Source organism: Pseudomonas sp. WS 5146, assembly GCF_012985495.1.
GTDB classification, from domain to species: Bacteria; Pseudomonadota; Gammaproteobacteria; order Pseudomonadales; family Pseudomonadaceae; genus Aquipseudomonas; species Aquipseudomonas edaphica.
The window spans coordinates 788266-815185 of the sequence record NZ_JAAQWL010000001.1 but is presented as its reverse complement, the minus strand read 5'-3'; the positions used below and the strand labels follow the sequence as shown (position 1 = coordinate 815185).

Below are 26920 nucleotides of genomic sequence, written 5' to 3'. Positions count from 1 at the left end.
GGAATGCCTCTTGTGACGCTCCGCGTCACGCTTTGGGACGCGGAGCGTCCAGGGCTGCATTCCCACGCAGAGCGTGGGAACGAACTTAGTGAGGCTTGGCCGCCGCCTGCCACAATACTTCCACCACACCCTGACGCTTGGCAATCACCCGCGCCGCCACAAACAGCACATCCGACAACCGATTGATATACGCAAGCCCCACGCCTTCCAACGGCTCAATCGCATTCAACTGCTGACACCGCCGCTCCGCACTGCGCGCCAGGCTGCGGCACACATGGGCCTGGGCAATCAGCGCTGAACCGCCGGGCAAGATGAAGTTTTCCAGCGGCCCGACTTCCTCATTCCAACGGTCAATCGCCGCTTCCAGCCGGTCGACTTCTGCGGCATTCAACGCTTTGTACACGGGCATCGCCAACTCACCGCCCAAGTCGAACAAGCGGTGCTGGCACGGCGTAAGCACCTCGATCACCTCCTTGAGTTGCGGGTGCTGGCCGCTCTGTTCTTCAAGGTTGGCCAGCAGCAAACCCAACTGGCTGTTCAGCGTATCCACCTCGCCAATGGCTTCCACGCGAGGGTGGTCCTTGGGCACGCGACGGCCATCACCCAGGCCCGTCTCGCCCTTGTCGCCGGTGCGGGTGTAGATCTTCGACAGGCGAAAGCCCATGGTCATTGCTCCAGTTGAGTCAGTTCATAGGGTGGCATCTGGCTGCCGGCCAACGGCAGGCGCAGGGTAAAACAGGTGCCTTGGCCGAGGGTGGAATGCACTTCCATCTGGCCTTTATGGTTGTTGGTGATGATGAAGTACGACACCGACAGCCCAAGCCCGGTGCCTTGGCCGATTTCCTTGGTGGTGAAGAACGGCTCGAACGTGCGTTTGCGCACGTTTTCGCTCATGCCGATGCCATTGTCTTCCACCTGGATCTCCGCCCACGGCGGGTTGAGGCGGGTGCGCAAGATGATGCGCCCCGGCTCGCTGTCGTCTTCACGCAGGTGAATGGCTTGCGCAGCGTTTTTCAGCAGATTGAGCAGCACCTGTTCCAGCTCGTTGGCGGTACCGGGCACCGGGCCCAGTTGCGGGTCGAACTGGCGGATGATCGCCTGGCCCTTGAAGTCGAAGCCGATGGTCAGGTCGAAGTCGTTACCGGCAATTTCCACGGCCTGGTCGATCAGTGCCGGTAAGTCGCACGGCGCCATCTGGCGGTTACTGCGGCGGCTGAAGCTGAGCATATGGGTGACGATTTTCGCCGCCCGCGCGCCGGCTTGCTGGATGCCATCGAGCAATTGCGGGACTTCGCGGCTTTGCAGGTAGTGGTTGACCGTCTCCAGCTCGATACCCGCCTGTTCGGCGTGTTCCAGGTTCTTCGGCAGGTCGGGGGACAGGCGCCGGCGGATGTTCTGCACGTTATGCAGGATCGCCCCCAGCGGGTTGTTGATTTCATGGGCCATGCCCGCAGCCAGGCCGCCCACGGAGAGCATTTTTTCCGACTGCACCATCATTTCTTCCAGGGACAAACGCTGGGTGATGTCGTCGATACGGATCACCACGCCGCGCCCGGCACCGCCCATCAACGGGTAGAAGGTCAGGGCGTAATGCTTGGGTTCGTCATCCTTGATCCAGGTGACACGCTCAATGCGCTCCACCGTGTGCTGCTCCACCGTGGCTTTTATCTGCGGCAGGTACGGTTTGAGCGGCTGGAAGGCGAGGAAGATCGGCTGGTTCAGCGCTTCATCCAGGCGCGTGCCGGAAAGCGCCGTGGCTTCCTGGTTCCATTGGGTGACGTAAAGCTGTTCATCCAGGGCGATCAGCGCCGACGGCATCGAGTCGATGATGCTGTTGAGGTAGTTCTGGAAGCCGGTGAGCTTTTTCTCGATCTTGCTGCGCACCTGCACTTCCAGTTCGAGCTTGCGGTTGGTGTGGCGTGTTTCTTCGGCCAGGCCCTGGGCTTGGTCGTAGGCGGCCTGAGAGTCGTCTCGCGCACGTTTGAGCTGCTGCTCGCGGGCTTCGATGCGCGACAACATGGTGTTGAAGGCTTCGGCCAGGCTGCCGATTTCATCATGGTTGCCGCGCCCGGCGCGCAGGGCGTAGTTCTCTTCGCGCGTCACCTGGCGTGAGAGTTCTTCCAGCTCATGGATCGGGCGGGTGATCAGGCGTTTGATCTGGCGGGCGATGATCAGCCACAGCAATACGCTGAAAATCAGGATGCCGAGGCTGGCGGTCAATGTGCCGGTATAGAACGCCATAGGCAGCTCACTGCTGGCCACCAACAGCAAATGCCCGGACGGCTGGCCAGCGCGGGGCAGGGTGATGACCTGGTTGCTGCGAAACTCAGTGAGGCGCCAGGCTTCGATATGCCGGTAGTTTTCCGGCAGGTGCAGGCGGTTGCCGTGCTGCATCTGCGCCAGCAAGGTGCCGTCGCCGTCGTACAGCGCGGCGGCGCGTAATGGCGAATAGCTAGTCAGCTCATTGAGCAGGGCGTCGGCCTTCGCCGGGGATTCAAGGGCTTCGGCGGCCAGCGACGGGTTGGACACCAATCGACCGATGGCCTGCAACGCCTGGGGCGCCATGCTTTCCTGGGAGATCCAATAGGCGGCACTGATAAACGTCAGGTTGGCCACCAGTAATACCGTGGTCAACAGCACCAGCAGGGCGGCCAGCAGTTTCTGCCCTACCGGTAGATTTTCTAGACGCTGGCGCAGTGGCATCAGGTTTTTTCCAGGTGATAGACAGGTAGGCAGGGTAGCGCGTGCCTCAGTCGCTGGCCAATCCGCGTGTGTGCAAGTAGTCGACCAGGCGCGCCCGCAACTGTTGCAGATGCGGCAGCACCAATTGATGGCGCTCTGCCGCCTGGCACGCATAACCGAGCAGGTAGCTGATTTCGGTGCGACGGCTGGAGGCCACGTCCTGATACATGGACGAATAATTGGCCGCGGTGGCCTGGATCACCCGTTGCACTTCGCTGTGCAGGTCCTGGGCGGCGGCGGGTTGGCCGCAGCATTCGAGCAACTCGCTGAGTTCGGCGCACAAGGTCGCGACTTCGCATTGGTGGGCTTGCAGGCCGCCGTTGCGGCACTGGTAAAGCACGGTCAATGGGTTAATGGCGCAATTGAGCGCCAGCTTGCGCCATAAACGCGTCAGGATGTCGGTGCTCCACTCATGGGGAATGCCGGCGGCGTGCAGGTCGTCCAGCCACAGCGGGGGAGTGGGGTGCCGCGCGTCTCCCAGCCAGGTGTAGCCGTGGCCGGCGAAGACCACGCGCCAATCGCCGTCGCGAAACGCGCCTTCGGTGCTGGAGGCAAAGATACAGCGGGCCTGGGGCAGTTGCGCGGCCACCGCATCCTGGCTGCCAAGGCCGTTTTGCAGCAGGATCAGCTCAGCGTCGGGTGCCAATCGGTGTTGCAGCTGTGCGATGGCTCTTTGGGCGTCGTAGGCTTTGCACGCCACCAGCAGGCGATGAATCGGCCCGGGGCTGTCAGGTGTTTCGCCGATCACCAGGTAAGTATTTTCTACGCCGTGTTCCACCAGGGTCAGGCCGCCCGCCTGGTGATAGCTGGCCAGGCGCGCGGCATCCCGCACTATCAGCCGCACGGGCAGGCCCGCGCGCGACAATCGTGTGGCCCAGAGGGTGCCCAGGCTGCCGGCGCCGAGAATATGCCAGGTGGTCGACATCAGTTTGTGCTCCGTAGGGTCGCCTGCGATGAATGGTGCGAAAGAACCGCTATAATGCCTCGGCATTTTAGCTTGGGCGCGCTCCATCTCTACTGAGCCCGCCCCTTATATTGGAGAAATGACATGCCTTCGTTCGACGTGGTATCCGAACTGGACAAACACGAAGTCACCAACGCCGTCGAAAACGCCGTCAAGGAACTGGACCGTCGCTATGACTTGAAGGGCAAGGGCAGCTTCGAGTTCAAGGAAAAGGAACTGACCGTCAACCTGACCGCTGAAGCCGATTTCCAGCTGGAAGCGATGATCGAGATCCTCAAGCTGTCGTTGGTCAAGCGCAAGATCGACGCGCAATGCCTAGAAATCAAGGACGCCTACGCCTCCGGCAAACTGATGAAGCAGGAAGCCGTGCTGAAGGAAGGCATCGACAAGGAGCTGGCGAAGAAGATCGTCGCTCACGTCAAAGATGCCAAGCTAAAGGTCCAGGCCGCCATCCAGGGCGAGCAGGTACGTATCACCGGCAAGAAGCGTGACGACCTGCAGGAAGCCATTGCTGCCCTGCGCGCCAAGACCTTTGACATGCCGCTGCAGTTCAATAACTTCCGCGACTGATGGCACATTGGGGAACCTGTGGGCGTTTTTGACGTCCCACGCCCCAGAAACAGTGCCTACACTTGAGCCCTTCGGGGCTCATTTGCGTTTTAAGGCAGTCAATTAAGCCGCACATCCGCGCAACAGGAGAAGATAGATGGATTTAAACGTTGAAATGGATCACCTGATCAAGACCTCTGAGTCTTGGCTCCCGATGATTATGGAATACGGCAGCCGGTTTTTGCTGGCCGTGGTCACCCTGGCCATCGGTTGGTGGCTGATTAACGTGTTGACCCACCGCGTGGGGCGTTTGCTGGCGCTGCGTAATGCCGACCTGGCGCTGCAACATTTCATCACTAACCTTGCCAACATCGCGCTCAAAGTCATGCTGGTGGTCAACGTGGCCTCGATGATCGGCGTGGCCACGACCTCGTTCGTGGCCGCGATTGGTGCAGCTACTCTGGCCATCGGCCTGGCATTGCAAGGCAGCCTGGCGAACTTCGCCGGTGGCGTACTGATCCTGTTGTTCCGTCCGTTTCGCATTGGTGACTGGATCGAAGCACAAGGCACTTCCGGTACCGTCGACAGCATCCAGATCTTCCACACCGTGTTGCGCACCGGCGACAACAAAACCGTGATCATCCCTAACGGTAGCCTGTCCAACGGCCTCATCACCAACACCAACCGTCAGCCGACCCGCAAGGTGGTGTTTGATGTGGGGGTCGACTACGAAGCCGATTTGCAGAAAGCCCGTGAAGTGCTGTTGGAGCTGGCCAAAGACCCACGCGTGCTGGCTGACCCTGCGCCTGTGGCAGTGGTGTCGACCTTGGGAGACAGTTCGATCACTGTCTCCCTGCGTTGCTGGACCAATACCCCGGATTATTGGGATGTGGTGTTTATGCTCAATGAACTGGCGCGTGATCGTTTGAAAGGGGCGGGTATAGATATTCCGTTTCCACAGCGAGTTATTCGCGTGATGCAAGAACCGCTTGCCAAATAACTAAGCGCGGGTTGTCGAACTTGGCCGATAGGTCAAGTTTGATGCGTAAGGCCAATGTAGTTACTTAGCTTGCTAGTTATTTTTCTTGTGTAATAAAACTGAAATAAAAAAGCCGCTCCCTTGCAAAACAGGGGAGCGGCTTTTTAGTTAAGGCTTACGCCTTAAGTCATCATTGTAATTAAACAGCTAATTACAAGATGTTCAGCGGGTATTGCGCGATCAGACGCAGTTCGTCGATCGACGCCGAACCGTAGTACACGCCATCAGACGAACGATAGGTCGCTTGACGAACGCGCAGGCTCAGGTCTTTTGCCGGGCCGCTCTGAACCACGTACTTGGCTTCGATGTCGCGTTCCCACTCTTTGCCGTTCGAAGTGGTGCCAGTGTTGGCGCCGCTACCGCTGACATAACGAGTCATGAAGCTCAGGCCTGGCACGCCGAAAGTGGCCATGTTCAGGTCGTAGCGAGCTTGCCAGGATTTTTCGTCTTCAGCGTTGAAGTCGGAACGGGCGATGGAGTTGGCCAGGAAAATCGTGCCGCCGCCGTCTACGCCGTAGCCGTAGTCACCGTCACCGCTGACTTTCTGGTAGGCCAGGGTGAACGTGTGAGCCTGGATGGTGTACGCGCCTTGCAAGCTGTACGCACGGTTATCCAGTTTGGTGGTGTTGTCTTTTTCTGCGCGCTGCAGGCCGGCGCCATCGCTTTTGGTGCTGTAGATGTTGAAGTCAACGGCCAGGGACTGATCGTTGCTCAGCGCGTGAGTCCAGTTCAGGTTGGCGTAGGTCTTCTTCCAGTAGTCTTCGGTCTTCGCGTAGTAGAGGCTGGCGCTGACTTCCGGCGTCAGGGCATAGACACCACCGATAAAGTCGGTTTTGGTCAGGCCCAGGCTGTCACGGTATGTCTGTGCTTGTGCCACGCTCGAGGTGAAGTGACCGCCTTCGAGTTTCAGACCCTTGATCTCGTTGCTGGTGATCGATATACCTTGCGGCAGCTCTGGCAGCAAGCGGCTGTCGTCGGACGCGAACACAGGCGCGGTGGTGTACTGGTCGCCGACTTTAAGCACGGTGTCGGAGATGCGGAACTTAACGGCGCCGCCGCCTTTGGAGTAGTCGTCTTGCGAGCGACCGTCGGCACCGGTAGGGAACAGGCCAGTGCCCGAGCGACCCTTGCCGCTGTCCAGTTTCACGCCCAGCAGGCCGATCACGTCAACACCGACACCGATGGTGCCCTGGGTGAAACCCGATTGGTACAGTGCGTTGAAGCCCAGGCCAGTTTCTTCGACACGGCTTTGAGCCTTGCCATTGATGATTTTGTAGCCGCCAGCCGGCTCATTACGGAAATCACGGCTGAAATACAACATACGAGTATTGATGCCGAAAGTGCTGTCTTCAACAAAGCCTTTGGAATCGTCCTGGGCGGACGCCATTGCGTACTGCGAAACGCCGGCTGATACAGCCAGGGCGATCATGCTCCACTTCATCACGCGCATCGTGATTTGCTCCTTTGGTTTTAGGAAGAGTACTGCCGTCCCACCTGTATTTTTATCTGGGCGGCTCTTTCTTTTTTGTGTCGGCGCAAAGTTATATCACGCAGACCCTATTGACGATACTTACTCATCTATCCTTTCAGCTTCTTTACGAGGCTGTCGTAAATTGCTATTTCCCTGTCGCAAATTCACAGCCCGAGTGTGACCAGGCTGACAACTAAAGTGCAGTATTCATACCCCTTGCGAAGTTTGAACTCATCCTTGAAAGGCACCTGAACGCTACTGTTTCTTATCGCGTAACACCTGTATCCATACGGGTGCCGTTGCCGACGATACGGGTGTGAATGCAACAAGCGTGCACAAAGCGGTAACCGAATGTCATTTTTTCGTGAAAAACGTTACGGCCGTGTAAAAACCGCATAAGCACGGGCTTTTTACGTCGTTTGGTTTGGGCTTGACGCCCCGCTGAAACACCTGTTGGGAGGTACAAAAATCCTGTGCCAGGGTAAAGCGTTACCGGTTCACCCCTTGAGTGGGTAATTGGCGGATCCCTTTGAGGCACGGGTGGGTCATTTTGGTGCATCCCGCTGAGGCCCGATTTAGCGTAGCTCAAATATTTGCCTGCCTCGAAAGGGTGCGTGCTTTTTTGCCCGGTTGCCTGAACGCTCCCGCATTCGCCGTGAAGCCTCGGGCATTCGAAGGTATGCTGGGCACCTGAAATTGACCTGCCGAACGGAGTGCCGCGTGTTCGCCTTAGACCAACGCCTGCAACAAGACACACTGGCCATTGGGGACTTCCCGCTCTGCCGCCTGCTGCTGTCCAACGACGCCAATTACCCCTGGTTCATCCTGGTGCCGCGCATCAACGGTATCAGCGAAGTGTTTCAACTGGATGTCGCAGATCAACAGATACTGTGGCAAGAAACGACAGTCTTGGCGCAACAGCTCAACACGGGCTTTGCCGCCGACAAAATGAACATCGGCGCGCTGGGGAATGTCGTCAGTCAGTTGCACGTGCATGTGATTGTGCGCAAACGTGACGATGCGGCCTGGCCGGCACCGGTCTGGGGCAAGCACCCGGCCCGGCCTTATACCGAAGAGCAAGTGGCGGCGATTCGCAGCCAATTGCGCGGGCTATTGCCTGCCGACTTCATCTTTAGCCAGGACTGAATCATGGACCTGCAAGACCGCGTTACCGATCTGGAAAGCCGCCTGGCCTTCCAGGACGACACCATCGAAACCCTCAATGACATCCTGGTCACTCAGCAGCGTGCGGTTGAGCGCCTGCAAATGCAGATGACGGCGCTGCTCAAGCGCCAGGAGGAAATGGGCGGGCAGTTCGAGACCTCCGAAGAAGAAGCACCGCCGCCACATTATTAAACGGCCCTTCGTTAAACAGCCGCGCATAAAAAATCGCGATCCAGCTCAGCCGGATCGCGGTTTTTTTATGCGCTGCGGGTAGGAATCAGCGACGCGGCAAGGCCGCAATCACGTCTTCGGCTTGCAGGCCTTTGTCGCGGTTCATGACGGAGAACTCCACGCGCTGGCCTTCGACCAGGACGCGATGGCCTTCGCCACGGATGGCCCGGAAGTGGACGAAGATATCGTCGCCCGAATCGCGGGAAATAAAGCCGAAGCCTTTGGAGGTGTTGAACCACTTGACGGTCCCGGTATCCCGGTTGGTCATGTCGTAGTTTTGCGACGCCGCGGCAGGCGACGAACGGTAGAAGCTGATGGCCAGGTGAAGAACGATGGCGACCACAGCAATCACCAGACTGAGCAGGATGGCCGGGTGGCCGCCCACTTCAGGCATAGGTGCCAGGAGGGTGAGGGTTTGCACGACAACGGTCAGTACCAACAGCGCGCTGACCAGGTTTTGCAGTTGATGACGCGTGCCTTTGTTCCAGTAAGGGATTACCGGTGCGAGCGTCAGGTTAAGAAGGCCGAACAAGGCCAGGTACAGGGCGTCGTGTTGTTCCAGGTACGGCAGGCTTTCAGGCTGCAGACTCGGAATAAAGGACAGCAGCAACGCTGCAACGCCCGTCAGGAGGTGGACGATTTTCAACATTTTGATTAACTCACGTTAAGACGGATCACAAGGAAGAGCTGACTGGCACGGTTCGCTTCTGAACAATGGGAGGCGTTGAGCACGTGCGCGGGTATCAGCCTATGTGGCGTACCGCAGAAATGAACGGTAACCACACGCCGCCTATTTAACAGCAAAGGCTGTGCCTACTCAAATCAAGCATTTCGGGGCGTTGCAAGGGCAAAGGCATTTCTGCGTCAAACCCTTGTCCTAGACAGTGGCAGGGTTTGCGAGCGGTAATTTTAAAGTTTTCCGACTCGTCACAAAGGTTGGCCCGTCGCTCATAGGCACAGCCGTGGAGAGGGGCGATATGTCGCACGCTGTCTGCCTGTGTCGGGCTGCACACCGCCGGCACTCTTGCTAGAGTGGTCCTGCACCTGATCAATGAATGTTCGTCAATTGAAGGGGAAAAACATGGCAATCGATATTGGTATCAGTGAAGAAGATCGTAAATCCATCGTCGATGGGCTTTCACGGCTGCTGTCCGATACCTATGTACTGTATTTGAAAACCCACAACTTCCACTGGAACGTCACGGGTCCCATGTTTCGTACGCTGCACTTGATGTTCGAGGAGCAGTACAACGAACTCGCGCTGGCGGTGGACTCCATTGCCGAGCGTATCCGCGCCCTGGGCTTCCCGGCGCCGGGTGCCTATTCGATCTATGCCCGGCTGTCTTCGATCAAGGAAGAAGAGGGCGTGCCCAGCGCCGAAGAGATGATCAAGCAACTGGTGGCCGGCCAGGAAGCCGTCACCCGCACCGCGCGCGGTATTTTCCCACTGCTCGACAAGGTCAGCGATGAGCCGACCGCCGACCTGTTGACCCAGCGCATGCAGGTTCACGAGAAAACCGCGTGGATGCTGCGTTCGTTGCTTGAAAACCAGTAAAGACACCCCCTGAGCGGCGCCTTCCCGGCGCCGCTCGCTTGTTTCTCCGCATTTCCTGGCGTTGTCCTACAACTTTCCAATCCGCGTCTTCTGGCTGGCCCTCTCGCCCTGCTGTTTTATAGGCCCACTGCCCAATGGGAGAAACCCATGGGCTGCTGTTTGGCAATGGAGTGTCAGGTGTATGTCACGCGGAGTGGGTAATGGAGTGATGGAAACCGCCGGTTTTCACAAGATAAAGGTCGACCCCTTTGCCAAAGGGTTCGACATGGGACTGGCCAAGCCATTGTCCCGGTCGGTCAGGCTCAATGGGTTTTCCACCTGCCTGCGTCTTGAGCAGATCTACTGGAATATCCTCACGGAGATAGCCAGGATCAATGCCTGTTCAGTCAGCGCGTTGCTGTCGTATGTCGATCGGGAAGTGCATTTGCGTTACGGGGGAGTGAAGAACTTCAGCGGGTTGGTACGGGTGGTGTGCGTGGTCCACGTATTAAAAGATCGTGCCAGCGCTACGGGCCAGGATTAAACCGCCGGTTGCGAAGCAGGCCCACCGTCAAGGCGGGCCAGGCTTCGGGCAGAAAGCCGGCTGCGCTGTGTCGATTTACCAGATATAATCCCGCGCTTTGCTGCGCGCCCCTGGCTTATCCACAGGGTGGGCGTGGCGCAGTTACGATCTGATCGCCGAGACATCTCCATGCCCATGTACGATTATCAATGTGCTTCCTGTGGTCATCAGTTGGAAGCCATTCAGAAGATCAGCGCTGCGCCGCTGGTCGATTGCCCTGCCTGCCAGGCACCTGAGCTGAAGAAGATGTTGTCCATGCCGGGCTTCCGCCTGAGCGGCGGCGGCTGGTATGAGACCGACTTCAAGACCGGCGCCAAGAAGAATCTGGCGGGCGGCGACAAAGCAGACTGAGTTGAACTCTACGCGCAGGCTCCTGCATTATCCGTCCCCTGCTTAACTGTACGGTGACAAGGCGAGCCTCCACCGAATTTCGAATTACGAGAAGTGAAACCACTACCATGATGCGCAGCCACTATTGCGGCCAACTGAACGAGACCCTGGATGGTCAGGAAATCACCCTTTGCGGATGGGTTCACCGTCGCCGCGACCACGGCGGGGTGATCTTCCTCGATATCCGTGATCGTGATGGTCTGGCCCAAGTGGTGTTCGACCCGGACCGCGCCGAGAGCTTCGCCGCCGCCGACCGCGTGCGCAGCGAATACGTCGTTAAAATCACCGGCAAGGTGCGTCTACGCCCGGCCGGTGCTGTAAACGCCAACATGGCCTCCGGCGCCATCGAAGTGCTGGGCTATGAGCTGGAAGTGCTGAACGAGTCGGAAACCCCGCCGTTCCCACTCAACGAATACTCCGACGTGGGCGAAGAAACCCGCCTGCGCTACCGTTTCCTGGACCTGCGTCGTCCGGAAATGGCCGAGAAGCTGCGCCTGCGTTCGCGCATGACCACCAGCATCCGCCGCTTCCTCGACGAAAACGGCTTCCTCGACGTCGAAACGCCGATCCTGACCCGGGCCACCCCGGAAGGTGCGCGTGACTACCTGGTGCCGAGCCGTACCCACGCCGGTTCCTTCTTCGCATTGCCGCAATCGCCGCAGCTGTTCAAGCAACTGCTGATGGTCGCCGGCTTTGACCGCTACTACCAGATCGCCAAGTGCTTCCGCGACGAAGACCTGCGCGCTGACCGTCAGCCGGAATTCACCCAGATCGACATCGAGACCAGCTTCCTCGATGAAAAAGAGATCATGGGCCTGACCGAGCAAATGATCCGCAACCTGTTCAAGGAAGTGCTGGACCTGGAATTCGGCGAGTTCCCGCACATGACCTTCGAAGAAGCCATGCGCCGCTACGGTTCCGACAAGCCAGACCTGCGTAACCCGCTGGAACTGGTGGACGTGGCCGACCAGCTCAAAGCAGTCGACTTCAAGGTGTTCAGCGGCCCGGCCAACGACCCGAAATGCCGCATCGCCGCCCTGCGCGTGCCTGGCGGCGCGAGCATGCCGCGCAAGCAGATCGACGACTACACCAAGTTCGTCGGCATCTACGGTGCCAAAGGCCTGGCGTACATCAAGGTTAACGAGCGCGCCAATGGCGTTGACGGCCTGCAATCGCCGATCGTGAAAAACATCCCGCTGGACAACCTGAACGCGATCCTCGACCGCGTCGGTGCAGTCGATGGCGACATCGTGTTCTTCGGTGCCGACAAGGCCAAGATCGTCAGCGAAGCCTTGGGCGCGCTGCGCATCAAGCTCGGTCACGACCTGGACCTGCTGACCTGCAAGTGGGCGCCGATGTGGGTCGTCGACTTCCCGATGTTCGAAGAAAACGAAGACGGCAGCTTCAGCGCCTTGCACCACCCGTTCACCGCGCCGAAGTGCTCGCCTGAAGAGCTGGAAGCCAACCCGGCGGGCGCTCTGTCGCGCGCCTACGACATGGTGCTCAACGGCACCGAGCTGGGTGGCGGTTCGATCCGTATCCACCGCAAAGAGATGCAACAAGCGGTGTTCCGCCTGTTGGGCATCAACGAAGCGGAACAGGAAGAGAAGTTCGGCTTCCTGCTCGACGCCCTGAAGTACGGCGCACCGCCGCACGGTGGTTTGGCGTTTGGCCTGGACCGTCTGGTGATGCTGATGACCGGCGCCCAGTCGATCCGCGAAGTGATCGCCTTCCCGAAAACCCAGAGTGCTGCGGACGTCATGACCCAGGCTCCGGGCGTGGTCGATGCCAAGGCGCTGCGCGAACTGCACATCCGTCTGCGCGAGACGCCGAAGGCTGAGTAAGGCTGCGGCGTGAAAGCGCAATAAGGTTTTACGCAGTCAAAAAGGCGCATCTTCGGATGCGCCTTTGCGTTTAAAAGAGGGAATTCCTGCCTGGGGCGGGATTGATAAGGTTTCTAGAGAATTTCGGAGTTGTGTTATGGCTGGCCATTCCAAGTGGGCGAACATCAAGCACCGCAAAGAGCGTCAGGATGCCAAGAAAGGCAAGATCTTCACCAAGTGGATTCGCGAACTGACCGTCGCCGCCCGTCAAGGCGGTGGTGACCCAGGTTCCAACCCGCGTCTGCGCCTGGCGCTGGACAAGGCCTTGGGCGCGAACATGAGCCGCGACATCATTGATCGCGCGGTGGCCCGTGGTGCCGGCGCTGCCGATACCGACGACATGGTCGAGCTGAGCTACGAAGGCTACGGCCCAGGCGGCGTGGCGGTGATGGTTGAGTGCATGACCGACAACCGCAACCGCACCGCGGCTGCTGTGCGCCATGCCTTCAGCAAGTGCGGCGGCAACCTGGGTACTGATGGCTCGGTGGCTTACCTGTTCGAGCGCAAGGGGCAGATCACGTTCGCCCCCGGCACCGATGAAGACGCCCTGATGGAAGCGGCCATGGAGGCAGACGCCGACGATGTGGTGACCAACGAAGACGGCTCCATCGACGTATTCACCTCGTTTGCCGGCTTCTACGCCGTGCGTAACGCGCTGGAAGCGGCGGGTTTCAAAGGCACCGACGCAGAAATCGTGATGTTGCCGACCACCAGCGCCGAGCTGGACCTGGACGGCGCGCAGAAAGTGCTGAAGATGCTGGATATGCTCGAAGACCTGGATGATGTGCAGAACGTCTACTCGAATGCCGACATCCCGGAATCCGTAGCCGAACAACTCACCTGAGCACCATGAAAATCGCCTGTGGGAGCTGGCTTGCCTGCGATAGCATCACCTCGGTTTGACGGAAATACCGAAGTGTCTGCATCGCAGGCAAGCCAGCTCCCACATTTGATTGTTGTTGGCCGCAAGAATCATGTTTTTCCCAACCCGCAGGCGTTATGACTTTAATCCTTGGTATCGACCCCGGTTCGCGCATCACCGGTTTTGGCGTGGTGCAACACACCCCGCGTGGCTGCGTCTATGTCGCTTCGGGCTGCATCCGTACCGGCGCGGGCGAACTGGCCGAGCGTCTGCAGATTGTGTACCGCGGCGTGCGTGAAGTGATCCAGACCTACGGGCCGGTCACCATGGGCATCGAAAAGGTCTTCATGGCCAAAAACGCCGATTCTGCCTTAAAGCTCGGCCAGGCCCGTGGCGCTGCTATTGTGGCCGGTGCGGAGGAGGGCATGGAAATCGCCGAATACACCGCGACCCAGGTCAAACAGGCCGTGGTCGGCACCGGCGCGGCGAATAAAGAGCAGGTGCAGATGATGGTCATGCACATGCTCAAGCTCACCTCAAAGCCGCAAATCGACGCCTCCGACGCCCTGGCCATTGCCATTTGCCATGCACACACGCGTTCCAGCCTCTTGCCGCATGGCCTGGGCACCGCACGCAGTCGTGGCGGGCGGCTGCGTCTCTGATAGCATCAGCGCAATCGTTATTTCCGGTCAGGCCGTGCTCTGACCCCAAGCTTTAAGGATCTGAACCGTGATTGGACGCTTGCGCGGCACCCTGGCTGAGAAACAGCCGCCGCACCTGATTCTGGATGTAAATGGGTTGGGGTATGAGCTGGAAGTGCCCATGACCACCTTGTATCGCTTGCCGTCGATCGGTGAGCCGATAACATTGCACACGCATTTGGTGGTGCGCGAAGACGCGCAATTGCTCTATGGTTTCATTGGCAAGCGCGACCGCGACTTCTTCCGTGAGCTGATTCGCCTCAATGGCGTGGGACCAAAGCTGGCGCTGGCGTTGATGTCGAGCCTGGAAGTGGACGAGTTGGTACGCGCAGTTTCGGCCCAGGACACGTCAGCGTTAACCAAGGTGCCTGGTGTCGGCAAGAAAACCGCCGAGCGCCTGCTGGTCGAACTCAAGGACCGTTTCAAGGCCTGGGAAGTGGTGCCGAACATGTTCGCGCTGGTACCGAATCAGCCGGACATGCCGGCCGGCCAGGTCGCCAGTGCCGAAAGCGATGCCGTGAGCGCGCTGATCTCCCTGGGCTACAAGCCCCAGGAGGCGAGCAAAGCCGTATCGGCCATCAAGGACAAGAACCTGAGCAGCGAAGACATGATCCGCCGAGCCCTGAAGGGAATGATTTAAGTGATTGAAGCTGATCGTCTGATCGCGGCCACCGGCCCGCGCGACCGTGAAGAAGTCCAGGACCGCGCCATCCGCCCCGTCAGCCTTGCCGACTATATCGGCCAGCCGACCGTGCGCGAGCAGATGGAGCTGTTTATCCAGGCTGCGCGTGGGCGCAATGAGTCCCTCGATCACACGTTGATCTTCGGCCCGCCAGGCCTGGGCAAGACCACCCTGGCCATGATCATCGCCCAGGAGATGGGCGTGTCGATCAAGTCCACCTCCGGCCCGGTGCTGGAGCGTCCGGGTGACCTGGCCGCGCTGTTGACCAACCTTGAACCGCACGACGTGCTGTTTATCGACGAGATTCACCGGCTGTCGCCGATCGTCGAGGAAGTGCTGTACCCGGCCATGGAAGACTTCCAGCTCGACATCATGATCGGTGAAGGCCCGGCGGCCCGCTCGATCAAGCTCGACCTGCCGCCGTTCACGCTGGTCGGCGCCACCACACGCGCCGGGATGCTGACCAATCCGCTGCGAGACCGTTTCGGCATTGTTCAACGTCTAGAGTTCTATAGCACTGCCGATCTTGCGACGATTGTCAGCCGTTCGGCGGGCATCCTGGGGTTGCCACTGGACCCGGAAGGCGCGTTCGAAATCGCCCGCCGCGCCCGTGGTACGCCGCGTATCGCCAATCGCTTGCTGCGTCGTGTGCGCGATTTTGCCGAAGTGCGGGCCAAGGGGCATATCACCAAGGCCGTGGCGGATTTGGCCTTGAACCTGCTGGATGTGGACGAGCACGGCTTCGACCACCAGGATCGACGTCTACTCTTGACCATGATCGAGAAGTTCGACGGCGGCCCGGTCGGTGTGGACAGCCTGGCAGCGGCGATCAGTGAGGAGCGCCATACCATTGAGGATGTGCTGGAGCCGTACCTGATCCAACAGGGTTACATCATGCGTACGCCAAGGGGGCGCGTGGTCACGCGCCACGCCTATTTGCACTTCGGGTTAAACATTCCGTCACGATTGGGCGAGATGCCTGTAGTAGACGAATTCCTCGATGCAGTGGACGATTAAAAACACCACGCCAGACGATTTATCTGAAGTTTGTGCTGTCCTAGTGGCTGGTGTCGTCATTCAGTCGTTAGAAATGCTGAATAGAATGCAAAAACAGTTGCCCTGCCGGATTGGCAACCTGAGGAGTAAGCACTAGAGTATGCGCGCGCAAAACGGGGATCAGTCGTTCGCACATCGCTGTCGCGTTTATTACGAGGACACCGATGCCGGCGGCATCGTTTATTACGTTAACTACCTCAAGTTCATGGAGCGGGCTCGAACCGAGCGGCTACGGGAGCTGGGCTTTGCCCAATCCCAGCTGGCAGGGGAGGACCTGTTATTCGTCGTGCATTCCAGCGAGGCGCGCTACCACGCACCGGCGCGACTGGACGACGAATTGCTGGTCAGCGCTGAAGTTATCGAATTGAACCGTGTCAGCCTGCGCTTTAAACAGCAGGTCAGGCGGGCAACGGATGCAACGCTGCTCTGTGAGGGGCAGTTCCTGGTGGCTTGTGTGCGCACCAATAGTTTGAAACCCCGGGCCATTCCCGAAGCTCTACGTGCGGCCTTTGCCGACGTAAGCGGCGCGGGTAAACAATCAAAGCAGGAGATTTAGCGTGGAACCTACCGTCGTCGACCATTCCTCCATGTGGAGCCTGGTCAGCAATGCCAGTGTTGTGGTTCAACTGGTGATGCTGGTCCTGGTAGCCGCATCGGTTACCTCTTGGGTCATGATTTTTCAGCGCAGCAACCTGCTGCGTGCCGGTCGACGTGCCCTGGAGAGCTTCGAGGAGCGCTTCTGGTCGGGTATCGACCTGTCCAAGCTGTACCGTCAGGCCGGTAGCAACCCGGACCCGGATTCGGGCGTAGAGCAGATCTTCCGCGCCGGTTTCAAGGAATTCTCGCGCCTGCGCCAGCAACCGGGTGTTGACCCGGAAGCGGTTATGGAAGGCGTGGCCCGTGCCATGCGCGTTGCCATCTCCCGCGAAGAAGAAAAGCTTGAACAAAGCTTGCCGTTCCTCGCCACCGTCGGTTCCGTGAGCCCGTACATCGGCCTGTTCGGTACCGTGTGGGGCATCATGAACTCCTTCCGTGGCCTGGCCCAGGCGCAACAAGCGACCCTGGCCACCGTGGCCCCGGGTATCGCCGAGGCGTTGATCGCCACCGCGATCGGCCTGTTCGCCGCTATTCCCGCAGTAATTGCTTACAACCGTTTTGCCGCTCGTGGCGAAACCTTGATCAGCCGTTACTACACCTTCGCCGATGAATTCCAGGCGATCCTGCACCGTAAAGTGCACACCAGCGAAGAATAAGCAGGTAATTTCCAATGGCTTTAATCGCTCGAGCTCGCAAAAAGCGCAAGCCGGTCGCCGAGATGAACGTAGTGCCTTACATCGACGTGATGCTGGTGCTGCTGGTTATCTTCATGGTGACCGCGCCGATGCTCAATCAGGGCGTGAAGGTTGATCTGCCCAAGGTTTCCAGCGAAGCCTTGCCGCAAGACAACAACACCCAGGTCCTGACCATTTCGATCAAGGCTGACAAGACCTATTACTGGAACCTTGGCAGCGAAGTCGACACCCAGAAACAGCAGGACAAGGCCATGACCTTGCCGCAGATGACGGACGCCGTGACCAAGATCATCCGGTCCGGCAACGAAGGCGGCAAGCACACGCAAGTGTTCATTCGCGGCGACAAAGTGGTCGACTATGGTTCCGTCATGGGCGCCATGGGCGGGCTGCAGAAGGCCGGCGTGGGTAACGTTGGCTTGATTACCGAGGCGCCCTGATGCAGCAACAGCGAGAGCCGTCCGCCTCGGAAAGCTACTTCTGGCCTAGCGTCTGGGCAATTGCCCTGCACGTCCTGGTGTTTGGCATGCTGTTCGTCAGCTTTGCCATGACCCCGGACCTGCCGCCAGCCAAGCCGATCGTGCAGGCGACCCTGTATCAGCTGAAATCGAAAAGTCAGGCCACCACCCAGACCAATCAAAAGATTGCGGGTGAGGCCCAGAAGTCGGCTGCGCGCCAGACCGAAGTCGAGCAGATGGAACAGAAGAAGGTCGAGCAGGAAGCGGTGAAGGCTGCTGCGGAACAAAAGAAAGAAGAGGCGGCTCAAAAGGCCGAGGAATCGAAAAAGGCTGACGAAGCCAAGAAAGCTGACGAGGCCAAAAAGGCTGATGAAGCCAAAAAAGCCGATAAAGCTGCCGAAGCTAAAAAGGCTGAAGAGAAACAATTGGCTGATATAGCCAAGAAGAAGTCTGAAGAAGAAGCCAAAAAAGCTGCCGAAGAAGAGGCCAAGAAAAAGGCCGCTGAAGACGCCAAGAAGAAGATAGTCGAAGACGCGAAGAAGAAAGCCGCCGAAGACGCCAAGAAAAAAGCTGAAGCAGACGAGGCGAAGAAGAAAGTCGCCGACGACGCGAAGAAGAAAGCTGCCGCCGACGCCAGCAAGAAAAAGGCCCAGGAAGCAGCGCGTAAATCCGCCGAAGAGAAAAAGGCCCAGGCCTTGGCAGATTTGCTCTCCGACACGCCGCAGCGTCAGCAAGCCTTGGCCGATGAACGTGGCGATGAAGTCGCGGGCAGTTTCGACGACCTGATTCGGGCACGGGCAGCGGAAGGTTGGACACGTCCACCTTCGGCACGTAAAGGCATGACAGTAGTGCTGCAGATCGGCATGTTGCCGGACGGTACGGTGACTTCGGTCAGCGTGTCCAAGTCCAGTGGTGACGGTTCGTTCGACAGTTCGGCGGTTGCCGCGGTCAAGAACATTGGCCGGTTGACCGAGATGCAGGGAATGAAACCAAGCGACTTCGCTCCCTATCGTTCATTCAAGATGACATTCACACCTGAGGATCTAGCCTTGTGAGAAACCTTCTTCGAGGAATGCTTGTCGTTATTTGCTGTATGGCAGGGATAGCGGCGGCGGATGAAAAGAACATTCTGGTCACCAGCGGTAGCGATCGGGCCACCCCGATCGCGGTAGTGCCGTTCGGTTGGCAGGGCGGCAGCGTGCTGCCGGACGACATGGCCCAGATCGTCAGCGACGACCTGCGCAACTCCGGCTACTACGCGCCTATTCCAAAAGGCAACATGATCAGCCAGCCGACCCAGGCCAGCGAAGTCATTTTCCGTGACTGGAAAGCGGTAGGCGCCCAGTACCTGATGGTCGGCAGCATTACGCCGGCCGGCGGTCGCCTGCAAATCCAGTACACGTTGTTCAACGTGGCCACCGAGCAGCAGGTCTTGACCGGCAGCGTATCGGGCACCGCCGAACAACTGCGGGACATGGCGCACTACATCTCGGACCAGTCGTTTGAAAAACTCACCGGTATCAAGGGTGCGTTCTCGACACGTCTGCTTTATGTAACGGCTGAGCGTTTCTCCGTAGACAACACGCGTTACACCTTGCAGCGTTCGGACTACGACGGCGCCCGCGCCGTGACCTTGCTGCAGTCGCGTGAGCCAATCCTGTCGCCGCGCTTCGCGCCGGACGGCAAGCGTATTGCCTATGTGTCGTTTGAACAGCGCCGCCCGCGCATTTTCGTGCAGCACATCGATACGGGTCGTCGTGAGCAGATCACCAACTTTGAAGGCCTCAACGGTGCCCCTGCGTGGTCGCCGGATGGTTCGCGCCTGGCGTTCGTACTGTCCAAGGACGGCAACCCGGACATTTACGTGATGAACATGGCTTCGCGCCAGATCAGCCGTGTAACCAGTGGCCCGGGCATCAATACCGAACCGTTCTGGGGTAAGGATGGTTCGACCATCTACTTCACCTCCGACCGTGGCGGCAAGCCTCAAATCTACAAAACAAGCGTAGGTGGCGGTGGCGCGGAACGCGTGACCTTTATTGGTAACTACAATGCCAACCCTAAGCTTTCGGCCGATGAAAAGACGTTGGTGATGATTCACCGTCAGGATGGTTTCACTAATTTCCGGGTTGCGGCCCAGGATTTGCAGCGTGGAACGGTAAAAATCCTCACAGATACCAACCTTGATGAGTCAGCCACTGTTGCGCCCAACGGCACCATGGTAATCTACGCCACCCGCCAGCAGGGCCGGGGAGTCTTGATGCTCGTGTCCATTAATGGACGCGTAAGGCTCCCGCTTCCTACCGCACAAGGCGAAGTCAGAGAACCATCCTGGTCCCCTTACCTGAACTGACGCGGCGCTACAAAAAGAATTGCTTAACACACTGGGGTTCATTAGGAGTTTCACGATGGAAATGCTGAAGTTTGGTAAGTTTGCTGCTCTGGCTCTGGCTCTGTCCGTAGCCGTTGGTTGCTCGTCTAAAGGCGGCGACAATGCCGGTGAAGGCGCAGCTGTTGATCCAAACGCTGGTTACGGCGCTAACACTGGTGCAGTTGACGGCTCCCTGAGCGAAGAAGCTGCTCTGCGCGCTATCACCACTTTCTACTTCGAATACGACAGTTCTGACCTGAAGCCAGAAGCCATGCGCGCTCTGGACGTTCACGCGAAGGACCTGAAAGCTAACGGCGCTCGCGTTGTTCTGGAAGGTAACACTGACGCCCGTGGTACTCGTGAGTACAACATGGCACTGGGCGAACGTCGTGCGAAAGCCGTTCAACGCTACCTGGTACTGCAAGGTGTTGCTCCAGGCCAACTGGAACTGGTTTCCTACGGTAAAGAGCGTCCAGTTGCAACTGGCAACGACGAACAGTCGTGGGCTCAAAACCGTCGCGTCGAACTGCGTAAGTAATTCGTCATGCGAACGTGCCGTCGTGCTCTAACTGTATTGGCTCTCAGCCTCGCACCGCTTGCGGTGTGGGCTGCGGTTCCTGTGGAAGATAGCAACTCTGGCTATAACAATAGCGGGAGCAGTTATCCGCCAGCGGGTTATGGCACGAACGGCGCCTATGCTGGGGGACCGGCAACTGCCGCTCCCTCGGCACAGGGCGAACTGTTCAACCAGCTGCAACGTATGCAGGATCAATTGTCGCAGCAACAAGGCACCATTGAGATCTTGCAGAACCAAGTGAACCAGCTGAAGCAAGAAGGCCTGGAACGTTACCAGGATCTTGATCGACGCATTGGAGCCGGTGTTACACCTGCCGCAACTCCTGATAATTCTTCTGCCGGTGGCGCGCCAAGCGCTGCCGCCGGTGGTGCAGCAGCAGGCGCAGCGGCTAGCCAAGCGCCTGCTGCCAGCAGCGAACCGGGTGATCCGGCCAAGGAAAAGCTGTATTACGACGCAGCTTTTGACCTGATCAAAGCCAAGGATTTCGATAAGGCCAGCCAGGCCTTTACCGCATTCCTGCGCAAATACCCTAACAGCCAATACGCGGGCAATGCCCAGTACTGGCTGGGTGAGGTGAACCTGGCAAAGGGTGATTTGCAAGCGGCAGGCCAGGCATTTGCCAAGGTCAGCCAGCTGTACCCAAAGCATGCCAAGGTGCCTGACTCGCTGTATAAACTGGCTGATGTAGAACGCCGCCTGGGTCACACCGACAAGGTCAAAGGCATTTTGCAACAGGTGGTTGCCCAATATCCGGGTACCTCCGCAGCCCAGTTGGCCCAGCGGGATCTGCAGCGCTTGTAAGCGATGCAACCCGTTTAGAAGAAACCCGCGCCTGGCGCGGGTTTTTTCGTTAGAATCCACGCCCTTTTATGAAACACGCTTTTTGGGGCCTACGCGTTGGCGGGGTTCCTTGAAGTGCCTGACGGAGGCGGACAGCCTGTTTAGCTGTTACGCCCGTGGCGACTATGCAAGACACATTACGTATTACCGAAGTTTTTTACTCGTTACAGGGTGAAACGCGTACCGCTGGCCTGCCTACCGTATTTGTACGGTTGACCGGCTGCCCGTTGCGTTGCCAATACTGTGACAGCGCCTACGCCTTCAGTGGCGGCACCGTGCGCACCCTCGACGACATCATCGAGCAGGTTGCCGGCTTCAAGCCGCGCTACGTCTGTGTGACCGGTGGTGAGCCCCTGGCCCAGCCGAATGCCATCCCGTTGCTCAAGCGGCTGTGTGACGCTGGCTATGAGGTTTCACTGGAAACCAGCGGCGCCCTGGATATCTCCGCGGTCGACGCGCGCGTGAGTCGGGTGGTCGACCTCAAGACCCCAGGTTCCAAGGAAGCGCACCGCAATCTCTACGACAACATGGATTTGCTGACGGCCAACGATCAGGTCAAGTTCGTGATTTGTTCGCGGGATGACTATGACTGGGCGGCCTCCAAGCTGATCCAGTACAACCTCGACCGCCGTGCCGGTGAGGTGTTGTTCTCGCCGAGCCACCATGACCTCAACGCCCGCGACCTGGCCGATTGGGTCGTGGCGGACAACCTGCCGGTGCGCCTGCAATTGCAGTTGCACAAATACCTGTGGAACGACGAGCCGGGGCGCTGACATGACCGAGCAAAAGCGCGCGGTCATTCTGCTCTCTGGCGGTCTCGATTCCGCCACGCTGGTGGCCATGGTCCGCGCCCAAGGCTACAGCTGCTACACCCTGAGTTTCGACTACGGCCAACGCCACCGCGCCGAGCTGCACGCCGCCGAGCGTGTTGCCCGTGAGCTGGGCGTGGTCGAGCACAAGGTGATCGGCCTCAACCTCAACGGCATCGGCGGCTCGGCCCTGACGGACAGCAGCATCAATGTGCCTGAAGCGCCCAGCGAAGGCATTCCGTTGACCTACGTGCCGGCGCGCAACACCGTATTCCTGTCCCTCGCGCTTGGCTGGGCCGAAGTATTGAAAGCCCGCGACATCTTCATCGGTGTTAATGCCCTCGACTACAACGGCTACCCGGACTGCCGTCCGGAATACGTCGAGGCATTCGAACGCATGGCCAACCTGGCGACCAAGGCCGGAGTGGAAGGGCAGGGATTCCGCATTCAGGCGCCGCTGCAGAACATGAGCAAGGCAGACATCGTGAAGGCTGGCGTAGGACTGGGCGTCGATTACGCGCTGACAGTTTCCTGCTACCAGGCAGACGATTCCGGTCGTGCCTGTGGGAAATGTGACGCTTGCAGACTGCGAGCAGAAGGCTTCAAAAACGCCGCAATTGCGGACCCAACGCGTTATTTCTGATTTATTTAAAATAAGGTGTTGAATAATCCTTAGAAATCAGTATTATACGCGCCACCACACAGCGGGTCGTTAGCTCAGTTGGTAGAGCAGTTGGCTTTTAACCAATTGGTCGTAGGTTCGAATCCCACACGACCCACCATTTTTGGCGGTTTAGAAAATCCGGAAGGCCCACGTAAGTGAGGATTTCCGGGTTTTTTTTTGCCTGCAATTTGGCGCTGGTAAAAAACCGCCTCCAAGAGACGGCTCGTTGCCCGGCCTTAGCCAAACCGCCCCGTAATATAGTCCTCCGTCTGCTTCATCTTCGGCGTGGTAAAGATCTGATCGGTCTTGCCATGCTCAATCAATTCCCCCATGAACATAAACGCGGTGCTGTCCGAAACCCGCGCGGCCTGTTGCATGTTGTGGGTCACGATGATCACCGTGTACTGCGCCTTCAATTCCGTAATCAACTGTTCGATACGCCCGGTGGAAATCGGGTCGAGGGCGGAGGTTGGTTCGTCCAGTAGCAGCACCTGCGGGCGCAGCGCGATGGTGCGGGCGATGCACAGCCGTTGTTGCTGGCCGCCGGAGAGGCTCTGGGCGCTCTGGTTGAGTTTGTCTTTGACTTCATCCCACAGCGCACCGCCGCGCAGGGCCTGTTCGACGCGGTCGTTCATTTCGCGGCGCGAGAGTTTTTCGTGGTGACGCACTGCGTAGGCGATGTTGTCGTAGATCGACATCGGAAACGGCACCGGCTTCTGGAACACCATGCCTACGTGGCTGCGCAGGCGGTTCATCGAGTAGCCGGGGGCGAGGATGTTTTCGCCGTTGAGCAGCACTTCGCCGCGCGCTTCCTGCTTGGGGTACATCGAGTAGATGCGGTTGAACACCCGCAGCATGGTGGACTTGCCGCAGCCCGAAGGCCCGATGATGGCGGTAATGCGCTTTTCCGGAATATCCATGTTGATGGATTTGAGCGAGCGTTGGTTGTTGTAGAAGAACTCCAACCCACGCACCTGGATTTTGGTTTTGTCGGGAGCAATGCCGGTGGCGTCCATCAGTGAGACCTATTGCGTAAAAGAATCAGGCGGGATGCCAGGCTGAGTACCAGCACGAACAACGTCAGGACCAATGCGCCGGCCCAGGCAAGTGCATGCCAGTCGTCGAACGGGCTCATGGCGTACTGGAAAATAACCACGGGCACGCTGGCGATCGGCTTGAGCAGGTTGCTGCTCCAGAACTGATTGCCAAAGGCGGTGAACAGCAGCGGCGCGGTTTCCCCGGTGATGCGCGCCAGGGCAAGCAGGATGCCGGTGACTACGCCGGCCTTGGCCGCCCGCAGCACGATTTGCAGCGTCAGCTTCCACTGCGGTACACCGAGTGCCAGGGCCGCCTCGCGCATGGTGGAGGGTTGTAGCTGGAGCATTTCATCGGTGGTGCGCACCACCACCGGAATCACCAGCAGCGCTAGCGCCAGCGCACCGGCGATGGCAGAGAAGCCGACCTGATGATTGGTCAGCAGGTTCAGCGGCAGGATGACCCCGGTGTAGATGAACAAACCCAGCACAATCGAGGGGGCGGACAGCAGGATGTCATTGATGAAACGCACCGTAGTCCCCAGGCGCGAGTGGCGTGCGAACTCTGCCAGCCAGATGCCGGCCATCAGCCCGATGGGCGTACCGATCAGCAACGCGATACCCGACATCAACGCGCTGCCATAAAACGCATTGGCCAGGCCGCCCTCGGTGCCGGGCGGTGGGGTCATCTGGGTAAACAGGCGCAGGTTCAGGGCCTGGAACCCGTTGATAATGGTGGTCAGCAGAATCCACGTCAGCCACAGCAAGCCAAAGGCGGTGGCGCCGCAACTGAGGAACATGGCCACGCCATTTTTAAATGCGCGTTTGCGATACAGGCGTTCGTTGGCGTTCATAACCCTTCCTTGCGCGACAGGCGCATCAGCAGCAGTCGCGCGAGCGCGAGCACGACGAAGGTCACGATAAACAGCAGGAAACCCAAGGCAATCAGCGCAGAGCGATGCAGGTCGGTGTAGGCCTCGCTGAATTCGTTGGCGATGACCGAGGCGATGGAACTGCTGGGCATCAGCAACGAGGCGGAAAACTGTTGTGCGTTACCCAATACGAAGGTCACCGCCATGGTCTCGCCAAGGGCGCGGCCCAGGCCGAGGAAGATACCGCCGACCACCGCCGAGCGGGTGTAAGGCAGAACAATGTCCCACACCACTTCCCACGTCGTGCTGCCCAAGGCGTAGGCGGATTCTTTCAACTGCGTGGGCACGCTGCGAAACACCTCATGCATCACCGAGGTGATAAACGGCATGATCATCACCGCCAGCACAATGCCGGCGGTGAGCATGCCGATTCCCAGTGGCGGCCCCTGGAACAGCGAGCCAACAAAGGGCAGGGCGCCCAGGTAGTCATTGATCAACGGCGACAGGTGTTCGGCCATGAAAGGCCCGAACACAAACAAACCCCACATGCCATAGATGATCGACGGGATACCGGCCAGCAGCTCAATCGCCGAGGCCACCGGCATTTTCAGCCAGGGCGGTGCAACTTCAGTCAGAAAAATCGCGATGCCGAAACTCACCGGAACGGCAATCAGCAAGGCGAGAAAGGAGGTGACCAAGGTGCCGTAAATCGGCACCACGGCACCAAAGTGGTTATTGACGGCATCCCACTCGGTGCTGGTGATGAAACCGAAACCAAACGTCTTGAACGCCAGCCCGCCGCCCCACAGGGTCGAGGCGGCAATGGCGCCCAGCAGCGCCAGTACCAGCATGGCGGCACCGAACATCGAGCGTTTGAACCACAGGTCGTGGCGTTGATCGCGGGCGGCGCGGCGGTCGCCCCCGGTGTCGCTCGCGTGAGTAGTCATAACCAGGGTGTGGACCGTGTCGTTCATATCAGAGGTGCTCAGCGCCTTCCTCAGTTATCGAGGAAGGCGGTCGTAGGGCGAATCAGTGGGCGAAGTCAGACTTCCAGTAATCTTCGATTCGCGACACCAGGGAGCCCGGCAATGCGACGTAGTCCAGGGCCGCAGCCTGTTCCTGGCCTTTTTCCAGCGACCACTTGAAGAAGTTGAACGCCGCCTGGCTTTGCTCGGCATTCTTGGGCTGCTTGTACATGATGATCCAGGTGGTGGCCGTGATCGGCCATGCGCCTTCACCTGGGGCGTTGGTCATGATCAGGTTGAAGTCTTTGGCACTGGCCCAGTCGGCGGTGTCGGCGGCGGCCTGGAACGCCTTGGCGTTAGGCTCGACGAACTTGCCGGACGCGTTCTTCAGTGAGGCAAAGGTCATTTTGTTCTGCAGGGCGTAGGCGTATTCCACAAAGCCGATCGAGTTCTTGATCTGCTTCACGTAGGCCGAAACGCCTTCGTTGCCCTTGCCGCCCACACCGACCGGCCACGGTACGGTGGTGCCGAAACCAATCTTGGTTTTCCAGCTGTCGCTGACTTTGGCCAGGTAGTTGGTGAAGTTATACGAGGTGCCGGAGCCGTCCGAACGGTGCACCACGGTGATGTTTGCGCTTGGCAACTTCACACCAGGGTTGAGCGCGGCGATGGCAGGGTCGTTCCAGGCCTTGATGTCACCGAGGAAGATCTTTGCCAGGGTGTCGCCGTCGAGTTTCAGCTGGCCTGCGGCCACGCCTTCGACGTTCATCACCGGCACGATGCCGCCGATCACGCTGGGAAACTGACCCAGGCCGCCGGCTTTGAGATCGTCGGCCGACAGTGGTGCGTCAGAGGCGCCGAAGTCAACGGTGGCTGCCTTGATCTGGGCGATGCCGCCGCCGGAGCCGATCGACTGATAGTTGATGCGGTTGCTGGAGTTCTTGCTGTAGTCCTGCGACCACTTGGACAGCACCGGGTAGACGAAGCTGGAGCCGGCACCGGTAACGTCGGTGGCGTGGGCCATGCCGCTCAGGCACAGGGCGCTCAACAATACAGACAGACTTTTTTTAGTCGGCAACATCACGACAACACCTCAAGGTAAGGGGTAAGTGGGTAGGCCCACCTGTCTAAGACGTGACGATTTAATTCCTGATATGTTGCTGTTTAATGACGGTTTGGCTTTATGAAGA

30 protein-coding genes and 1 tRNA gene are annotated in these 26920 nt (G+C 58.8%); 22 read left to right on the top strand and 9 right to left on the bottom strand.

Translation table 11 applies throughout. The features are described from left to right. Positions 1-85 precede the first annotated feature (85 nt). The 3 genes from HBO41_RS03735 to HBO41_RS03725 are packed head-to-tail and all read right to left on the bottom strand — an operon-like array spanning position 86 to position 3667. Positions 86-664, bottom strand: a complete 579-nt coding sequence (locus HBO41_RS03735; RefSeq protein WP_017139799.1) for a cob(I)yrinic acid a,c-diamide adenosyltransferase — start codon at positions 662-664, stop codon at positions 86-88. 2 nt (positions 665-666) lie between these two features. Next, complete coding sequence (locus HBO41_RS03730) at positions 667-2703, bottom strand: ATP-binding protein (RefSeq protein ID WP_017139800.1); 2037 nt, start codon at positions 2701-2703, stop codon at positions 667-669. Between the two features lie 46 nt (positions 2704-2749). Next, positions 2750-3667 carry a putative 2-dehydropantoate 2-reductase gene (locus tag HBO41_RS03725; RefSeq protein ID WP_169985146.1) on the bottom strand — a complete coding sequence of 306 codons (918 nt, stop codon included), beginning with the start codon at positions 3665-3667 and terminating at the stop codon, positions 2750-2752. Between the two features lie 123 nt (positions 3668-3790). Here HBO41_RS03725 and HBO41_RS03720 point away from each other — a divergent pair, with 123 nt between their 5' ends. After that, positions 3791-4276 (top strand): YajQ family cyclic di-GMP-binding protein, encoded by a 486-nt coding sequence (locus HBO41_RS03720; RefSeq protein WP_003209785.1) that lies wholly within the window; start codon positions 3791-3793, stop codon positions 4274-4276. A 136-nt stretch (positions 4277-4412) separates the two neighbouring features. Next, positions 4413-5255: a mechanosensitive ion channel family protein gene (locus HBO41_RS03715; RefSeq protein ID WP_099549392.1), complete on the top strand. Its 843-nt coding sequence runs from the start codon at positions 4413-4415 to the stop codon at positions 5253-5255. 190 nt (positions 5256-5445) lie between these two features. Here HBO41_RS03715 and HBO41_RS03710 read toward each other — a convergent pair whose 3' ends face one another. Then, positions 5446-6744 (bottom strand): OprD family porin, encoded by a 1299-nt coding sequence (locus HBO41_RS03710; RefSeq protein WP_017139803.1) that lies wholly within the window; start codon positions 6742-6744, stop codon positions 5446-5448. A 741-nt stretch (positions 6745-7485) separates the two neighbouring features. Here HBO41_RS03710 and HBO41_RS03705 point away from each other — a divergent pair. After that, positions 7486-7911 (top strand): HIT domain-containing protein, encoded by a 426-nt coding sequence (locus tag HBO41_RS03705; RefSeq protein ID WP_017139804.1) that lies wholly within the window; start codon positions 7486-7488, stop codon positions 7909-7911. A 3-nt stretch (positions 7912-7914) separates the two neighbouring features. After that, positions 7915-8121 carry a SlyX family protein gene (locus tag HBO41_RS03700; protein ID WP_017139805.1) on the top strand — a complete coding sequence of 69 codons (207 nt, stop codon included), beginning with the start codon at positions 7915-7917 and terminating at the stop codon, positions 8119-8121. An 85-nt stretch (positions 8122-8206) separates the two neighbouring features. Here HBO41_RS03700 and HBO41_RS29655 read toward each other — a convergent pair whose 3' ends face one another. Next, on the bottom strand, positions 8207-8809 hold the full coding sequence (locus HBO41_RS29655) for a cold-shock protein (RefSeq protein ID WP_003193875.1): 603 nt from the start codon (positions 8807-8809) through the stop codon (positions 8207-8209). Between the two features lie 432 nt (positions 8810-9241). On the opposite strand from HBO41_RS29655, the gene HBO41_RS03690 reads away from it, so the two are divergent. The 18 genes from HBO41_RS03690 (at position 9242) to HBO41_RS03605 (ending at position 22977) form a co-directional block, all read left to right on the top strand. Further along, the gene (locus tag HBO41_RS03690) at positions 9242-9715 is read left to right on the top strand and encodes a Dps family protein (protein ID WP_003193874.1); all 474 of its coding nucleotides are present in this window, start codon (positions 9242-9244) and stop codon (positions 9713-9715) included. A 181-nt stretch (positions 9716-9896) separates the two neighbouring features. Then, positions 9897-10238, top strand: a complete 342-nt coding sequence (locus HBO41_RS03685; RefSeq protein WP_099549394.1) for a ribbon-helix-helix domain-containing protein — start codon at positions 9897-9899, stop codon at positions 10236-10238. Between the two features lie 168 nt (positions 10239-10406). After that, complete coding sequence (locus HBO41_RS03680; RefSeq protein ID WP_017139808.1) at positions 10407-10628, top strand: FmdB family zinc ribbon protein; 222 nt, start codon at positions 10407-10409, stop codon at positions 10626-10628. A 107-nt stretch (positions 10629-10735) separates the two neighbouring features. Next, on the top strand, positions 10736-12511 hold the full coding sequence (gene aspS / locus HBO41_RS03675) for an aspartate--tRNA ligase (RefSeq protein WP_169985144.1): 1776 nt from the start codon (positions 10736-10738) through the stop codon (positions 12509-12511). A gap of 136 nt (positions 12512-12647) precedes the next feature. Continuing rightward, the gene (locus tag HBO41_RS03670) at positions 12648-13394 is read left to right on the top strand and encodes a YebC/PmpR family DNA-binding transcriptional regulator (RefSeq protein WP_017139810.1); all 747 of its coding nucleotides are present in this window, start codon (positions 12648-12650) and stop codon (positions 13392-13394) included. Between the two features lie 155 nt (positions 13395-13549). Next, complete coding sequence (ruvC, locus tag HBO41_RS03665; RefSeq protein ID WP_024077147.1) at positions 13550-14074, top strand: crossover junction endodeoxyribonuclease RuvC; 525 nt, start codon at positions 13550-13552, stop codon at positions 14072-14074. 67 nt (positions 14075-14141) lie between these two features. Beyond that, a complete protein-coding gene (gene ruvA / locus HBO41_RS03660; RefSeq protein WP_056858571.1) occupies positions 14142-14753 on the top strand; it encodes a Holliday junction branch migration protein RuvA in 612 nt (203 codons plus the stop codon). Then, positions 14754-15812 (top strand): Holliday junction branch migration DNA helicase RuvB, encoded by a 1059-nt coding sequence (gene ruvB, locus HBO41_RS03655; protein ID WP_017139814.1) that lies wholly within the window; start codon positions 14754-14756, stop codon positions 15810-15812. Positions 15813-15951: 139 nt separating this feature from the next. Further along, positions 15952-16407, top strand: a complete 456-nt coding sequence (ybgC, locus tag HBO41_RS03650) for a tol-pal system-associated acyl-CoA thioesterase (RefSeq protein WP_015885610.1) — start codon at positions 15952-15954, stop codon at positions 16405-16407. 1 nt (position 16408) lies between these two features. Next, positions 16409-17104, top strand: a complete 696-nt coding sequence (gene tolQ / locus HBO41_RS03645) for a protein TolQ (protein WP_003209819.1) — start codon at positions 16409-16411, stop codon at positions 17102-17104. Positions 17105-17127: 23 nt separating this feature from the next. Beyond that, positions 17128-17580 carry a protein TolR gene (tolR, locus tag HBO41_RS03640; protein ID WP_161630238.1) on the top strand — a complete coding sequence of 151 codons (453 nt, stop codon included), beginning with the start codon at positions 17128-17130 and terminating at the stop codon, positions 17578-17580. Beyond that, the gene (tolA, locus tag HBO41_RS03635) at positions 17580-18653 is read left to right on the top strand and encodes a cell envelope integrity protein TolA (RefSeq protein WP_017139816.1); all 1074 of its coding nucleotides are present in this window, start codon (positions 17580-17582) and stop codon (positions 18651-18653) included. Before tolR ends, tolA begins: the two co-directional genes overlap by 1 nt. Positions 18654-18670: 17 nt before the next feature. After that, positions 18671-19951 (top strand): Tol-Pal system beta propeller repeat protein TolB, encoded by a 1281-nt coding sequence (tolB, locus tag HBO41_RS03630; RefSeq protein WP_032865998.1) that lies wholly within the window; start codon positions 18671-18673, stop codon positions 19949-19951. A gap of 55 nt (positions 19952-20006) precedes the next feature. Continuing rightward, positions 20007-20507, top strand: coding sequence for a peptidoglycan-associated lipoprotein Pal (gene pal / locus HBO41_RS03625; RefSeq protein WP_003193861.1), 501 nt, complete (start codon positions 20007-20009; stop codon positions 20505-20507). A 6-nt stretch (positions 20508-20513) separates the two neighbouring features. After that, entirely contained in the window at positions 20514-21347 is an 834-nt protein-coding gene (gene ybgF, locus HBO41_RS03620; RefSeq protein ID WP_017139818.1) for a tol-pal system protein YbgF, read from the top strand. Positions 21348-21511: 164 nt separating this feature from the next. Continuing rightward, positions 21512-22159, top strand: coding sequence for a 7-carboxy-7-deazaguanine synthase QueE (gene queE, locus HBO41_RS03615; RefSeq protein ID WP_017139819.1), 648 nt, complete (start codon positions 21512-21514; stop codon positions 22157-22159). Position 22160: 1 nt separating this feature from the next. Further along, entirely contained in the window at positions 22161-22838 is a 678-nt protein-coding gene (gene queC, locus HBO41_RS03610) for a 7-cyano-7-deazaguanine synthase QueC (protein WP_099549396.1), read from the top strand. Between the two features lie 63 nt (positions 22839-22901). Continuing rightward, a tRNA-Lys gene (locus HBO41_RS03605) sits at positions 22902-22977 on the top strand. Positions 22978-23095: 118 nt separating this feature from the next. Here the strand turns inward: HBO41_RS03605 and pstB are convergent. The 4 genes from pstB to pstS are packed head-to-tail and all read right to left on the bottom strand — an operon-like array spanning position 23096 to position 26811. Further along, positions 23096-23875 carry a phosphate ABC transporter ATP-binding protein PstB gene (gene pstB / locus HBO41_RS03600; RefSeq protein ID WP_017139133.1) on the bottom strand — a complete coding sequence of 260 codons (780 nt, stop codon included), beginning with the start codon at positions 23873-23875 and terminating at the stop codon, positions 23096-23098. Continuing rightward, entirely contained in the window at positions 23875-24747 is an 873-nt protein-coding gene (pstA, locus tag HBO41_RS03595) for a phosphate ABC transporter permease PstA (protein WP_017139134.1), read from the bottom strand. Before pstA ends, pstB begins: the two co-directional genes overlap by 1 nt. Next, a complete protein-coding gene (pstC, locus tag HBO41_RS03590) occupies positions 24744-25739 on the bottom strand; it encodes a phosphate ABC transporter permease subunit PstC (protein WP_017139135.1) in 996 nt (331 codons plus the stop codon). Before pstC ends, pstA begins: the two co-directional genes overlap by 4 nt. Before the next feature lie 55 nt (positions 25740-25794). Next, a complete protein-coding gene (gene pstS, locus HBO41_RS03585; RefSeq protein ID WP_017139136.1) occupies positions 25795-26811 on the bottom strand; it encodes a phosphate ABC transporter substrate-binding protein PstS in 1017 nt (338 codons plus the stop codon). Positions 26812-26920: the final 109 nt, after the last annotated feature.

Bases quoted from the DNA above. Each gene is read 5' to 3' on its own strand.
- pstA (WP_017139134.1), bottom strand. From the start codon at position 24,747: ATGAACGCCAACGAACGCCTGTATCGCAAACGCGCATTTAAAAATGGC.
- pal (WP_003193861.1), top strand. From the start codon at position 20,007: ATGGAAATGCTGAAGTTTGGTAAGTTTGCTGCTCTGGCTCTGGCTCTG.
- pstC (WP_017139135.1), bottom strand. From the start codon at position 25,739: ATGAACGACACGGTCCACACCCTGGTTATGACTACTCACGCGAGCGAC.
- HBO41_RS03680 (WP_017139808.1), top strand. From the start codon at position 10,407: ATGCCCATGTACGATTATCAATGTGCTTCCTGTGGTCATCAGTTGGAA.
- HBO41_RS03670 (WP_017139810.1), top strand. From the start codon at position 12,648: ATGGCTGGCCATTCCAAGTGGGCGAACATCAAGCACCGCAAAGAGCGT.
- HBO41_RS03725 (WP_169985146.1), bottom strand. From the start codon at position 3,667: ATGTCGACCACCTGGCATATTCTCGGCGCCGGCAGCCTGGGCACCCTC.
- HBO41_RS03720 (WP_003209785.1), top strand. From the start codon at position 3,791: ATGCCTTCGTTCGACGTGGTATCCGAACTGGACAAACACGAAGTCACC.
- queE (WP_017139819.1), top strand. From the start codon at position 21,512: ATGCAAGACACATTACGTATTACCGAAGTTTTTTACTCGTTACAGGGT.
- tolA (WP_017139816.1), top strand. From the start codon at position 17,580: ATGCAGCAACAGCGAGAGCCGTCCGCCTCGGAAAGCTACTTCTGGCCT.
- HBO41_RS03710 (WP_017139803.1), bottom strand. From the start codon at position 6,744: ATGCGCGTGATGAAGTGGAGCATGATCGCCCTGGCTGTATCAGCCGGC.
- HBO41_RS03715 (WP_099549392.1), top strand. From the start codon at position 4,413: ATGGATTTAAACGTTGAAATGGATCACCTGATCAAGACCTCTGAGTCT.
- HBO41_RS03685 (WP_099549394.1), top strand. From the start codon at position 9,897: ATGTCACGCGGAGTGGGTAATGGAGTGATGGAAACCGCCGGTTTTCAC.
- ruvC (WP_024077147.1), top strand. From the start codon at position 13,550: ATGACTTTAATCCTTGGTATCGACCCCGGTTCGCGCATCACCGGTTTT.
- HBO41_RS29655 (WP_003193875.1), bottom strand. From the start codon at position 8,809: ATGTTGAAAATCGTCCACCTCCTGACGGGCGTTGCAGCGTTGCTGCTG.
- HBO41_RS03735 (WP_017139799.1), bottom strand. From the start codon at position 664: ATGGGCTTTCGCCTGTCGAAGATCTACACCCGCACCGGCGACAAGGGC.
- ybgF (WP_017139818.1), top strand. From the start codon at position 20,514: ATGCGAACGTGCCGTCGTGCTCTAACTGTATTGGCTCTCAGCCTCGCA.
- queC (WP_099549396.1), top strand. From the start codon at position 22,161: ATGACCGAGCAAAAGCGCGCGGTCATTCTGCTCTCTGGCGGTCTCGAT.
- aspS (WP_169985144.1), top strand. From the start codon at position 10,736: ATGATGCGCAGCCACTATTGCGGCCAACTGAACGAGACCCTGGATGGT.
- HBO41_RS03700 (WP_017139805.1), top strand. From the start codon at position 7,915: ATGGACCTGCAAGACCGCGTTACCGATCTGGAAAGCCGCCTGGCCTTC.
- pstS (WP_017139136.1), bottom strand. From the start codon at position 26,811: ATGTTGCCGACTAAAAAAAGTCTGTCTGTATTGTTGAGCGCCCTGTGC.
- ybgC (WP_015885610.1), top strand. From the start codon at position 15,952: ATGCGCGCGCAAAACGGGGATCAGTCGTTCGCACATCGCTGTCGCGTT.
- HBO41_RS03690 (WP_003193874.1), top strand. From the start codon at position 9,242: ATGGCAATCGATATTGGTATCAGTGAAGAAGATCGTAAATCCATCGTC.
- HBO41_RS03730 (WP_017139800.1), bottom strand. From the start codon at position 2,703: ATGCCACTGCGCCAGCGTCTAGAAAATCTACCGGTAGGGCAGAAACTG.
- pstB (WP_017139133.1), bottom strand. From the start codon at position 23,875: ATGGACGCCACCGGCATTGCTCCCGACAAAACCAAAATCCAGGTGCGT.
- tolB (WP_032865998.1), top strand. From the start codon at position 18,671: ATGCTTGTCGTTATTTGCTGTATGGCAGGGATAGCGGCGGCGGATGAA.